The following is an 11,757-nucleotide window of genomic DNA, read 5'->3' as shown; positions in this document are numbered from 1 at the left end:
AAGTAGATATAGCTTCATCAAATGGATGGGCAGATTATGTTTTTGATGACAGTTATAAATTAATGGATTTAAACAGTTTGGAAAATTATATTAAAACCAATAAACATCTTCCAGAAGTTCCATCAACTGATGAAGCAATAAAAAATGGTATTGAATTAAAAGAAATGAACATTCTTTTGTTAAAAAAAGTAGAAGAATTAACGCTTTATGTAATACAACAGCAAAAGGAGATTCAAAAACTTAAAAATACTGTTAAAAATGATGAAAAATAAAGTACTTCCAATATTATTATTTGCAACATCGTTTTTATTTGGACAGAATAAACTTTATTATGTTGAAATTCCTGATGAAAACAATGTTCCAAAAATAACAACAATTGATGGAAAAACCGTTATATCACATAATGATATACAAGTAAGAGATATCTTTTCCAAACATGGAGTCATCAATTTAGAGAAGGCTTTCCCTACATCAAAAATGCCTTACCTAAGGACCATCTATTTATTAGAAACTAAAAGTGCAGGTTTAATTAGTGACTTAAATAAGTATAAACAATATTTTCCTTACACTGAAGAAACTTATAAAGGAGAAACCTTACTTTATACACCCAATGACTATGATTTGATAGATCCTGTTTATCATCATAGAAATTTTGATTTGATTAATCTTAGAACAGCATGGGATTATAGTACTGGTGATCCAAATTTTAATATTGGGATTTCTGATAGCGGAATTAATACTACTCATGAAGACTTACAAGGAAAAGTAACAATGCTTACAAATGTAAGCGATTGGCATGGAACTTCGGTTGCAGGAATTGCCGCGGCAGCTACAGATAACAATATTGGTATGGCTGGAATTGGCTTTAATTCAAAAGTATTATTTAAATATATGTATGATGGGGCAATGATGAATACTTTGCTTGTTTTATCACAAAATGGCGCAAGAGTAGTAAATGCTAGTTGGTATAATTCATGCAGTTATAGTTCAATAGATCAGCTTGTTATTGACGAAGTTCATCAGAACGGAACAGTTATCGTTGTTGCTGCTGGAAATGGTGGAACTTGTGGAGGTCCGGATAATTATGTTTATCCTGCAAGTTATAATCATGTAATAAGTGTTTCATCAGTGGGTTTTGCAAAAGTTGGAAATGTTGCCTGCTGTGGATCTGGTGCAGGACTTCCTTTCAATTGGGAAGATCGTGTTGGAATTGGTCCAGGTGTAAATAATGATAGACATCAGACAAATGATATGGTAGATTTGAGAGCTCCAGGTTATGATGTGGTTTCGCTATTCGATCCAAATTACAATAATCAAGGAACAAAATATACCCATATTTACGGAACATCAATTGCAGCACCACAAGTTTCGGGAGTTGTTAGTTTAATGTTAACTGCAAATAGTTGTTTAAATACTGAAGAGGTTGAAACAATCTTAAAACTTACTTCAGCCCGACTAGATAACATTCAGGAGAATCAACCCTATCTAGGAAAACTTGGTGCAGGAAGAATTGATGCCGGTGAAGCTACAAAAATTGCATGGCAAATGAATCCTGCAAATGGAGGTGAAGTATTAATAAAGAATAGAAACTTTGAAAAATGGGACTTTGAACTTACAAATTCTCCCGAATCTATAAGAATTCAAAATGAAAGTTTTACACAAAATGCCAATGTTAAATTTAAAGCCAAGAAAAGCATTATTTTAGATACAAATACAGTTCTAGAGCCAGGAAATGGAAAAAGTCATTATTTTTACATAGAAAATCAAAATACTTGTTTTAATTTTAATCCTAACCAAAATAAATCTTTAGATACCGGAAAAATAGCTAAAAACAGCTCTTCAAAAATAGTTGAAATTAAGAATGAAGATATTACGCTCTATCCAATTCCTGCTAAAGACAATCTATTTATTAAAACAACTATAGAATTAAAAAATAGTACAATTAAAATATTTGATATAAGTAACAGATTAGTGCTTGAAAACAAAATCTCTATCATAAACACTGCATTAGTAGATATTTCAAACTTATTAAAAGGTACTTATTTTATTGAGATTACTAATGATAATTCTAAGTTAAAATATTTCAAAAAATTCGTTAAGGAATAAAAATATAATTTTATAAACAGAAAGATCGCTTCTTGAATTTGAAGCGATTTTTTTACTGCCTGAAAAAACTCTTTATAACTTGCTTTTTTGAGTTAAAGATAACAGGATAGCTCTTCAATTCCGGACGAAAACCTCTGAAAAACTCTTCAATAGCGGGAATATCACTTCCTTCAAAATCAAAGATTTTAGTCTGTATATTCTTACGAATTACATTGTCTATAATAAATGAAGACCCTGATAATTTAATATGATCTTTATCATTAAAAGTACCCAGCAAAGCAATCGTTTTATCGTCACTATAGACGGCTATAAGATTGATAATCGCAGTACCATAAAAAAAAGCTTTTAATTTTAAATAACCTGCTTTTTCCAGGTCTGTAAAAATCTGCAGAAAGCTATTTTTATCCTTTTCATTTTTCGCACCAATCAGATTTCTTGAAATAAATTCCCAAGCATTAAATATAGAAACATCTCTCACTTCAGATTTTTGTAAAACATCATCATCAAGCCTTAATTTTCTCTTTCTCTTAGGAGAGTATTTCTGTCTTACAATTTCATAATTATCCGGATAAATAAGGAAATTTTTTCTCCTTTTTAATAATTTACTAAAGGTATTTTTATCATTAAAACCATAATACCAGATATTATATTTTCTTTCTAAAAAACTTAAAAAAAGATCGTTAATTTTAACATCATCGATATTCGAAAAAACACCTAATTGCTGACAAAGTTTAGGATTAATTACAATTTTAAATCCTAATTTTTTTACAAAAGTAACAGGCATTACTGCTTCATAGTCATTATAAACAAGCAATTCCCACTGCTTTCCAGAAGTAATATCCAAAAAATCCTTGGTAGCGGAATATTTCCGTTGTACAGCATTCTCAAGACACTTAGAATATTTCTCAAAATCTATTTCATTATATTTCAATCTTCTAATCATAATAATCCTTCATCTGAGAAACTGAAATACGAATTTTGGGTAATAATCAAATGATCCAGGAGCTGAATATTCAATGTTTTTCCCGCTTCTGTTATTTTTTTGGTAATATCGATATCTTCCCTGCTTGGCTTTAAGTTTCCCGAAGGATGATTGTGCGCAATGATAATTCCTGTTGAAAAATGGTCTAATGCCGTTTTAAACAAGACGCGTATATCCACAATCGATTGATTAATTCCTCCTTGTGTAAGCTGGGCAAGATGAATGACTCTGTTGCTCTGATTCAGAAAAATTGCCCAAAATGCCTCTGTCCGAAGATCCGACAAATGATTTCTGAAAATCTGATATGCTCCATCACTTCCTGAAATCACGGGTTTTTCAGGGATTTCCTGACTTGCTCTTCTTCTTCCGATCTCCAAAGCAGTAATAATGGAAATAGCTTTTACCTCTCCCACTCCCTTAAATTTCATTAAATCTTTTAAAGACAGAAGACTTAACTGATGCCAGTTGTTATTAACAGAGGCTAAAATTTTTCTTGCCAGTTCAATTGCCGTTTCATCCCTGCTTCCGCTTCCCATGATGATGGCAAGCAGTTCAGAATCAGAAAGCGAACTTTTACCTTTCCGTAAAAATTTTTCTCTCGGTCTGTCGTCTTCAGCAAGGAGTTTAATGCGCATTTTGTTAGTTTAAATAAAATTAGTAAAAAGCATATAAAATAATCGCTTCCTTTGAGCCGTCAATAAACTTAGAAGTTTCGTTGAATGCATTTTTAGAAAGCATGGGACATCCAAAACTTAAACAGGCAGGATTTGCAGATTCTTTGTCGGGAATACAATAATAAGAATGCAATACAATTGCTCTGGCTCTTGCATTGCTGTTCGTTTCGTCCAGACCATTTAATCGATAGGCTTTTCCAAATTTTCCGGAATAACTTTCCTTGATTTCGTATTTTCCTAAAGAAGATTGGTGAGAACCATCAACATTGCTAAATTTCAACGCAGAAGAATTTTTAACAACAGATCCGTCGCCGTGAGCAACAATTGCTTTCTGCAGGATTTTATTGTTCTTCAGGTCGTAAACGAAATAACGGTACTTTCCTGAATGAATTTTAAAATTGATAAAAACAGCAAGGTTCTGATTGTAATTTTTTCCTTTAATAAAATTCTTTAGTTCTAAAATTCTGGATTTTGGCAATATTTCGGTATTACTTGAAGCCTGAGAATCAAATTTGGTACATGAAATAAAGAAAAGAAATAAAAAAATAAAGGGTTTCATCATTTGCGGAAGTTTTATTCGATAATCATTCCGTCTTTCATTACCAGTTTCCGGTCTGTAATTTCCGCTAAATTCGGGTTATGCGTAACGATCACAAAAGTCTGGTTGTATTTATCTCTAAGATCAAAAAACAACCTGTGAAGATCATCTGCATTTTTCGAATCTAAATTTCCGGTAGGTTCATCTGCAAAAATGATTTTCGGCGAGTTGATTAAAGCTCTTGCCACCGCTACTCTTTGCGCTTCACCACCTGAAAGCTGGTTGGGTTTGTGGTGCAGTCGCTGTTCAATCTTTAAATCTTCAAACAGAGCATATGCCTTTTCTATAGCTTCTTTTTCATTGGCTCCTGCTATTTTTGTCGGTAATAAAACGTTTTCTAAAGCTGTAAACTCCGGCAACAACTGATGGAACTGAAATACAAAACCAATATTCTGGTTTCTGAATTTAGAAAGCTGCTTATCATTCATATTGATAAAAGATTCTCCGGCAATTTCAATTTCCGTATCAAACTTATTGGAAGTCGTTGGCTGATCCAGTGTTCCCAGAATCTGCAAAAGTGTAGATTTTCCGGCTCCGGATTCTCCCACAATTGAAACCACCTCTCCTGTTTTGATGTGAATATCAACTCCTTTCAGTACTTCTAAATTCCCATAAAATTTATGGATATTCCTTGCTTTAATCATGATTCAAAAATAGTGAATTGATTTAAATCTGAAAAGCAATAAAAATATAATTTACAGCGACTATCCATTTTCCAGTCGATATTTTTTCTCAATTTTATTGGCAAGCCAGCTCACGTAAAATAACTGAAAACTATGATAAATCATTACAGGAAGCAGAAACAGCACTTTCTGATCTTCCGGAATCCCCAAAACCATGACAAAAAGGCTTCCATGAACAAGTGATTTCTTTGATCCACAGAAGGTAGCTGTGATGGTATCTTTTCTTTTAAAATGAAGCTTTCCGGAAATTAATTTTAAAATTCCGTATACCGAGAAAAATAAAGTGATAACGCTGATTGCAATAATCAGGAATACCGAAGAAGGAACTGAGGCAAATACATTTTGTGAAAACGCTTCCGAGAAACTTTCATAGACAATGAGTAAAATGATCATTTTATCAAATTCCGCAATAATTTTCGCATACTTTGTCACCCAGTTTTTCAATAACGAGTTTAAAATCAGTCCTAAAATGATCGGCAGTAAAACTTTAAGCAACAATTGCTGAATAATTTCTGCGTTATTAATATTTTCCTGATCGGGCTGTATAAAAAAGCTCATCAGTAAAGGAGTCATAACAATTCCGATGATTCCTGAAATGGAGGCATTAAAAATAGCCGAAGTTACATTTCCTTTTGCAATAGAAACCATAACGACTGAAGAAGAGACTGTCGAAGGCAGACTTGCCAGAAAGAATATGGAAAGCCACGTCACAAAAAAATCGGTATCTTTTACAAAGCCATAAAACAAAAATACAAGCAGCGGAAAAATAATAAATGTTCCGGATTGTACCAGAAGATGCAGTTTCCAGTTGGAAATATCTTTAATAATTTCTTTTATATTCAGCTTTAGTCCATACAGAAGGAAGATCGCTGCAATTCCCCAGTCTATAAATGCTGATAGATTAAAATACTGATTGTATTCGCTTCTGAAAGGAATCAGTTTACCTGCTGCAACCATTACAATCAGCAATAAAAGAAAAATATTTTGTTTGTCTAATTTTAGTGTAATTAACTTCATTTTTAAAAACCTGCAAGGATCATTCTAAAATTTATTTAAACAGATTAAAATCACCTTAAAATTAAAAAAGGTTTACCGAATTTGTTCCGGTAAACCTTTTTAAGTTGTATATCTAAACAGAAAATTACAGTAACAATGTTAAAGGACTTTCCAGATATGTTTTTAAAGTCTGTAAGAACTGTGCTCCTGTAGCACCGTCTACGACTCTGTGATCGCAAGCCAATGAAAGCTTCATGATGTTTCCAACTACGATTTGTCCGTTTTTCACAACAGGTTTCTCGATGATGGCTCCTACTGAAAGGATCGCAGCATTTGGCTGATTGATGATGCTTGTAAATGTTTCGATTCCAAACATTCCCAGGTTTGAAATAGAGAAGGTAGAACCTTCCATTTCGTTCGCTTTAAGACCTTTGTTTTTCGCTCTTGAAGCCATATCTTTTACCGCAGCAGAAATCTGCGTGTAGTTCATCTGGTCTGTATTCTTAAGAACAGGAACTACCAATCCGTCCGGAATTGCAACCGCTACCCCAATATTGATGTTTCCTCTGTGAATGATCTTATCTCCTGCCCAGCTTGAATTTACCTGCGGATGTTTTCTTAAAGCAACAGCAGTCGCCTTAATAATCATATCATTGAAAGAAATTTTGGTATCCGGTAAAGAATTGATCTCTTTTCTTGCCTCGATCGCTTTATCCATGTTGATTTCCACCATCAGGTAATAGTGAGGCGCAGAGAATTTACTTTCGGAAAGACGTTTTGCAATTACGTTTCTTACCTGTGAGTTTGGAGTTTCTGTATCTTCACCCTGTACGAAGCTTAATGCAACCTGAGCCGCCGCAGGACTTGCAGAAGAAGCTGAAGCCGCTGGTTTAGCCGCAGAAGGCTGATAATTTTCAATATCTTTTTTAACGATTCTTCCGTTTTCTCCGGAACCCTGAATACTGTTGATATCAACTCCTTTATCCTGAGCCATTTTCTTCGCTAAAGGAGAAATGGCAACTCTGTCTGTAGAGGAATGATCCACAGCCGGAGCCGATTTTTCTTCTGCTTTAGCCTCAGTTTTTTGTTCAGCCGGTTTTTCTGATGATGAAGCAGCCGCTTTTGGAGCTCCAACTCCTGAAACATCTGTTCCTTCAGGTCCGATAATTGCCAAAACGGAATCTACCGGAGCAGCACCTCCTTCTTCAACTCCCTGCTTCAATAATACTCCGTTGAACTCAGATTCGAAATCCTGAACGGCTTTATCTGTCTCGATTTCAGCAAGAAGATCACCTTCTTTTACGGTATCGCCAACATTTTTGTGCCATTTTGCGACCTTACCTTCCGTCATTGTGTCCGAAAGTCTTGGCATGGTAATCACTTCCACACCTGCAGGAATTTCCGCAGAAGTCTGTTCCACACTGGTAGAACTGTTTTCAGTTTTAGATTCTTCTTCTGTTTTTTTCTCTTCAGAACCACCCTGAGCCGGAGCAGGAGCACCGCCAGTTAATCCTGAAATATCTTCTCCTTCATTACCGATAATTGCAAGAACAGAATCTACCGCTGCTGCATTACCTTCTTCCACTCCGATATATAAAAGAGTTCCTTCCATTTCAGATTCAAAATCCTGAACCGCTTTATCTGTTTCAATTTCAGCTAAGATATCGCCTTCCTTTACTTTATCACCTACTTTTTTATGCCATTTTGCCACTTTTCCTTCCGTCATTGTATCGGAAAGACGTGGCATTGTAATTACTTCTGCCATAATTTTTTATAATTTGAAAATTTGGGATTTTATGAATTTGAAAATTAAAAAAGATATGATAATAAATCATTTTCAAATTTTCAAACTTTCAAACCGATTTATTATCTTTTAGTTTTCTAATTTGTCTAAGAACGGATAGTCTTCCTGAGCATATACATATTCGTAGATCTTCTCTGCATCAGGATAAGGGGAATTTTCCATAAATTCTATGCACTCTTCCACGAAATCTCTGGATTTGTTATCCATCGCTTCCAATTCCTCTTCTGTTGCCCAGCTGTTAGCCAAAATTCTCTGCTTAATCAGCTCGATAGGATCATCATTTTTGTGAAGCGCAACTTCATCTTTAGATCTGTACGGCTCTGCATCAGACATAGAGTGTCCTCTGTAACGGTATGTTCTTGCTTCAATGAAAGTAGGTCCGTCTCCTCTTCTTGCTCTTTCAATTGCTTCATAAGCCGCTTCAGCCACTTTTTCAGGATCCATTGCATCTACTGCAAGACAAGGCATTTCGTAACCTAATCCTAATTTATAAATATCTTCGTGGTTTGCTGTTCTTTTAACAGAAGTTCCCATCGCATACTGATTATTTTCTACAACGAAAATTACCGGAAGCTTCCAGTTCATCGCCATGTTAAACGTTTCATGTAATGAACCCTGTCTAGCTGCTCCATCTCCGAAGAAACAGATATTCACCGCTTTTCTGTCGAAGTATTTGTCTGCAAAAGCAATACCTGCTCCCAAAGGAATCTGACCTCCTACAATACCGTGACCACCGTAAAATCTGTGCTCTTTGCTGAAAATGTGCATAGATCCGCCCATTCCTCCGGAAGTACCTGTAGCTTTACCACAAAGTTCCGCCATGATTCTTTTAGGATCCACTCCCATCGCCATTGGATGGATATGGCATCTGTAAGCAGTGATCATACTATCTTTAGTTAAATCCATTGCATGCGTAAAACCTGCAGGGATTGCTTCCTGACCGTTATACAAATGTAAAAAACCTCTGATTTTTTGTTTTAGATAAAGAGAACGGCATTTGTCTTCAAACCTTCTCCACATTGTCATATCTTCATACCACTTCAGGTATACCTCTTTAGAAAATTCTTTCATGTGTTGAGCTCTTGCTTATTTATTATGAAATAGTTGAGCAAAATTATAAAAAAAACTTCATTTTTATTGTATACATACCAATTGTTTTTTTGCTTATAGTATTATATTTACATCATCAAACGTTAACATGGAAGAAAAACAGCCTTCATTATTGCATAAGATATCAAGAGTTATTTCAGATTTTTTTAATCCTCTGTTGTCTTTATTTATATTTTTCGTCTACATGAGTTTTCTGAAATACTCTCTTAAAGAATCCATTCTATCATTCCTTCCTATATTAATAATAGTTATTGCTCCCGTCATTATCTGGCTGATCTGGAATGTAAAAACGGGCAGATATACCAATATGGATGTTTCCAACAGAGTTCAGAGGAAAACCTTATACATTTTTATTGGAGTTTGTGTGGTTTCCTACATTGCTTATCATTATTTCAGAAACGGGCAGATCGATTTTGTTATGCTTTTTATTCTGATATTGCTTTTCGCACTGCAGATCAGCAACTATTTCATAAAAAGCTCGATGCATACAGCATTTAATATATTTGTAGCCGCTTTATTTTTTGCACTGAATACCACAATGGGAATCATTTGGTTAGGCATTGCAACGCTCGTAGGAATTACAAGAATTATCCTGAAAAGACATACCCCAAAAGAAGTGTTCATGGGAGCCGGAATTGCTTTTATAGTATCTTTTCTTTACCTTTATTGCCATATTCAGTTTCAACATTAAGAATTTATATGAAAATCAATCATCTTACATCTGCGGAAGAAAATTTAATGAAGCTGTTCTGGAAGCTGGAATCATTTTATTTAAAGGATATTATGGAACAGCATCCTGAACCTAAACCCCACCAGAATACCGTTTCCACTTACCTTAAAATATTAGTTGAAAAAGGATACCTTTCTACAGAGAAAGAAGGAAGAATCTTTAAATATACCGCAATTGTACCACTGGAAGAATACCGCAAATTTTTATTGAGAGAACTTTCGCATAATTTTTTTGATAATTCGGGCAGGGAGATTTTAAATCTTTTGCTTCACGAAAATTTAATTTCTCAGGAAACTTTAAAAGAGTTCAATCCTTCCGCTGAGACCAAACCTTTAAAAGTAAAAGAGGAGTTTGAATATGCCAATGAAATTTTAAATCCTAAAAAGGACAAAAAGAAAGGCAAGGAAAAGGAAAAAGATAAGAAAAAGAAAAAAAAGAAGGAAAAAGAATAATTTCCTTAAAAAATTTCACAAAAAAAGCGGTTCCCTAAGAACCGCTATATTTTTTACCAACGTTTTCCACCGCCGTTTCCGCCACGATCTCCTCCGCCGTAGCCACCGCCACCGCTTCTGTTACCGCCGCCGTAGCCACCGCCACCTCTGTTGTTACCTCCGTAACCTCCGCCTCTGTTACCTCCACCGTTGTTGCTGAAAGTTCTTCTTGGCTTCTCTTCTCTTGGCTTTGCTTCTGAAACATTAAGAGTTTTTCCGTTGAAATCCTTCTGATTAAGAGCGTCAATAGCTTGTTGTCCTTCTGCGTCCTCCATTTCGATAAATCCGAAACCTCTGGAACGACCAGTTTCTTTATCTGTAATAATTTTTACAGAAGAAACTTCTCCAAATTCTGAAAATAAATCCTGCAACTCATAATCTTTAGTTGCGTAGTTGATGTTTGAAACAAAAATGTTCATCTTGATTAATAAAATTAAAATAAGTTAAAAATGATTTGGTTTATAAAAGAAAAACAACATAAAGAATGAACAAATATTGATTCCAGATATAATACGGGTGCAAGATACGATTATTAATTTCATATCAAAGCTTTTTTTGAAATTATTTTAATAAAATTTTCAATCAAAATATTATTTCGTTAAAAAGTATTAATTCATCATGAAATATTTATGAATAATCATTAAAGAGAACAACATTAATAAAATTATTGTAAATTGTGATGTATCCATTATAAATAAGTAAAATTCCTGATGCCTGAAAACAGCCATTTTTAACCGGACAAAATGAATATGAAACAGCATACAACCAATTACCAAAACACCTTCATTGAAGTTGCAGAAGACAGCCTGATTTCTGAATCAAAAATCCCTCCTGAGAAAAAAGAAAAAACAATGGCTAATCTTCAGTACGAAATAATACTGAAGAATCCTTACAAATACACGTCGGATGATATTATTTTTGAATGCTATTCCATTAAAAATGACATTACAGAGCGTGAAAAGCCGACAGAAAGGCAAAAATTTTTCTCCAAAGGTCAGCCTTGTCTCAGATGTTCCCCGTTAGCCAAAACCTATGGTTTCGGTATCCATCACAATAACGAAGGAAAAGTCGCAGTCTATCCTTTAGAAAGTGAAGACTATCAAAAATTTTTAAAAGATGACACTGTTACAAAAGTGAAAGCGATGCGCTCCAAAAGAAAATAATTGAGAATATAAATATCTTTCTTCGGAATCCTGAATCCAAATCTTTTGAAAAAGCCGGTTTTAAAAACTAAATTTGTGCAGTAAAATTTTCAAATATGAACTATCACACAAGAAAATGGGTAAAACCCGAAGACCTTAATCCCAATCAGTCTCTTTTCGGAGGAAGACTGTTGCAGTGGATCGATGAAGAAGCTGCATTATATGCTGTTATTCAGCTCGAAAACAAAAAAGTAGTTACCAAATTCATCTCAGAAATCAACTTTGTAAGTTCTGCCAAACAAGGCGACATTATCGAAATCGGCATCGAAGTTTCTGCGTTTGGTTCCACATCTCTTACTTTAAGATGCGATGTCCGAAATAAAATGACGCATCAGACAATTATTACGGTAGATAAAATCGTTATGGTAAATCTCGACGAAA

General features: G+C 34.5%; 13 protein-coding genes and 1 pseudogene. 6 read left to right on the top strand and 8 right to left on the bottom strand.

What is annotated here, in order from left to right:
• Positions 1 to 272: pseudogene (locus WFK35_RS14775) on the top strand (hypothetical protein); the annotation flags it as partial.
• A complete protein-coding gene (locus tag WFK35_RS14770) occupies positions 259 to 2,106 on the top strand; it encodes a S8 family peptidase (protein WP_336733205.1) in 1,848 nt (615 codons plus the stop codon). The pseudogene WFK35_RS14775 and the gene WFK35_RS14770, both read left to right, overlap by 14 nt.
• A 52-nt stretch (positions 2,107 to 2,158) precedes the next feature.
• On the opposite strand, the gene WFK35_RS14765 is transcribed toward WFK35_RS14770, so the two are convergent.
• The 7 genes from WFK35_RS14765 to pdhA form a co-directional block, all read right to left on the bottom strand.
• Positions 2,159 to 3,049: a hypothetical protein gene (locus tag WFK35_RS14765; RefSeq protein ID WP_336733204.1), complete on the bottom strand. Its 891-nt coding sequence runs from the start codon at positions 3,047 to 3,049 to the stop codon at positions 2,159 to 2,161.
• Complete coding sequence (gene radC, locus WFK35_RS14760; protein ID WP_214589660.1) at positions 3,046 to 3,723, bottom strand: RadC family protein; 678 nt, start codon at positions 3,721 to 3,723, stop codon at positions 3,046 to 3,048. The genes WFK35_RS14765 and radC overlap by 4 nt, the downstream gene beginning before the upstream one ends.
• Positions 3,724 to 3,742: 19 nt before the next feature.
• Positions 3,743 to 4,324 (bottom strand): murein L,D-transpeptidase catalytic domain-containing protein, encoded by a 582-nt coding sequence (locus WFK35_RS14755; RefSeq protein WP_336733203.1) that lies wholly within the window; start codon positions 4,322 to 4,324, stop codon positions 3,743 to 3,745.
• Between the two features lie 11 nt (positions 4,325 to 4,335).
• Positions 4,336 to 5,004, bottom strand: a complete 669-nt coding sequence (locus WFK35_RS14750) for an ABC transporter ATP-binding protein (RefSeq protein WP_087709976.1) — start codon at positions 5,002 to 5,004, stop codon at positions 4,336 to 4,338.
• A 60-nt stretch (positions 5,005 to 5,064) separates the two neighbouring features.
• Positions 5,065 to 6,060 (bottom strand): bile acid:sodium symporter, encoded by a 996-nt coding sequence (locus WFK35_RS14745; protein ID WP_336733202.1) that lies wholly within the window; start codon positions 6,058 to 6,060, stop codon positions 5,065 to 5,067.
• A gap of 124 nt (positions 6,061 to 6,184) precedes the next feature.
• The gene (locus WFK35_RS14740; protein ID WP_336733200.1) at positions 6,185 to 7,804 is read right to left on the bottom strand and encodes a 2-oxo acid dehydrogenase subunit E2; all 1,620 of its coding nucleotides are present in this window, start codon (positions 7,802 to 7,804) and stop codon (positions 6,185 to 6,187) included.
• 108 nt (positions 7,805 to 7,912) lie between these two features.
• Positions 7,913 to 8,914 carry a pyruvate dehydrogenase (acetyl-transferring) E1 component subunit alpha gene (gene pdhA, locus WFK35_RS14735; RefSeq protein WP_076390342.1) on the bottom strand — a complete coding sequence of 334 codons (1,002 nt, stop codon included), beginning with the start codon at positions 8,912 to 8,914 and terminating at the stop codon, positions 7,913 to 7,915.
• Positions 8,915 to 9,041: 127 nt separating this feature from the next.
• Here pdhA and WFK35_RS14730 point away from each other — a divergent pair, with 127 nt between their 5' ends.
• Together WFK35_RS14730 and WFK35_RS14725 are read left to right on the top strand one after the other, a co-directional pair.
• Positions 9,042 to 9,644, top strand: a complete 603-nt coding sequence (locus WFK35_RS14730) for a phosphatase PAP2 family protein (RefSeq protein WP_336733199.1) — start codon at positions 9,042 to 9,044, stop codon at positions 9,642 to 9,644.
• An 8-nt stretch (positions 9,645 to 9,652) separates the two neighbouring features.
• Entirely contained in the window at positions 9,653 to 10,135 is a 483-nt protein-coding gene (locus WFK35_RS14725; protein WP_336733197.1) for a BlaI/MecI/CopY family transcriptional regulator, read from the top strand.
• A gap of 53 nt (positions 10,136 to 10,188) precedes the next feature.
• Here WFK35_RS14725 and WFK35_RS14720 read toward each other — a convergent pair whose 3' ends face one another.
• A complete protein-coding gene (locus WFK35_RS14720; RefSeq protein WP_214589653.1) occupies positions 10,189 to 10,593 on the bottom strand; it encodes an RNA recognition motif domain-containing protein in 405 nt (134 codons plus the stop codon).
• A 330-nt stretch (positions 10,594 to 10,923) separates the two neighbouring features.
• Between WFK35_RS14720 and WFK35_RS14715 the strand changes: the two genes are divergently transcribed.
• Positions 10,924 to 11,337 carry a DUF6157 family protein gene (locus WFK35_RS14715; protein WP_336733195.1) on the top strand — a complete coding sequence of 138 codons (414 nt, stop codon included), beginning with the start codon at positions 10,924 to 10,926 and terminating at the stop codon, positions 11,335 to 11,337.
• A gap of 95 nt (positions 11,338 to 11,432) precedes the next feature.
• Positions 11,433 to 11,757, top strand: a 325-nt coding sequence (locus tag WFK35_RS14710) for an acyl-CoA thioesterase (RefSeq protein WP_336733194.1), incomplete at its 3' end; no start/stop codon positions are given.

This window comes from Chryseobacterium sp. VD8, from assembly GCF_037149975.1.
GTDB lineage: Bacteria > Bacteroidota > Bacteroidia > Flavobacteriales > Weeksellaceae > Chryseobacterium > Chryseobacterium indicum.
Note: the sequence above shows the minus strand (reverse complement) of the source record. Positions and strands in the feature narration are given on the sequence as shown.

Coding starts and splice junctions, on each gene's coding strand:
- WFK35_RS14740 (WP_336733200.1), bottom strand. CDS start 7,804: ATGGCAGAAGTAATTACAATGCCACGTCTTTCCGATACAATGACGGAA.
- WFK35_RS14745 (WP_336733202.1), bottom strand. CDS start 6,060: ATGAAGTTAATTACACTAAAATTAGACAAACAAAATATTTTTCTTTTA.
- WFK35_RS14750 (WP_087709976.1), bottom strand. CDS start 5,004: ATGATTAAAGCAAGGAATATCCATAAATTTTATGGGAATTTAGAAGTA.
- pdhA (WP_076390342.1), bottom strand. CDS start 8,914: ATGAAAGAATTTTCTAAAGAGGTATACCTGAAGTGGTATGAAGATATG.
- WFK35_RS14725 (WP_336733197.1), top strand. CDS start 9,653: ATGAAAATCAATCATCTTACATCTGCGGAAGAAAATTTAATGAAGCTG.
- WFK35_RS14755 (WP_336733203.1), bottom strand. CDS start 4,324: ATGATGAAACCCTTTATTTTTTTATTTCTTTTCTTTATTTCATGTACC.
- radC (WP_214589660.1), bottom strand. CDS start 3,723: ATGCGCATTAAACTCCTTGCTGAAGACGACAGACCGAGAGAAAAATTT.
- WFK35_RS14765 (WP_336733204.1), bottom strand. CDS start 3,049: ATGATTAGAAGATTGAAATATAATGAAATAGATTTTGAGAAATATTCT.
- WFK35_RS14730 (WP_336733199.1), top strand. CDS start 9,042: ATGGAAGAAAAACAGCCTTCATTATTGCATAAGATATCAAGAGTTATT.
- WFK35_RS14715 (WP_336733195.1), top strand. CDS start 10,924: ATGAAACAGCATACAACCAATTACCAAAACACCTTCATTGAAGTTGCA.
- WFK35_RS14720 (WP_214589653.1), bottom strand. CDS start 10,593: ATGAACATTTTTGTTTCAAACATCAACTACGCAACTAAAGATTATGAG.
- WFK35_RS14770 (WP_336733205.1), top strand. CDS start 259: ATGATGAAAAATAAAGTACTTCCAATATTATTATTTGCAACATCGTTT.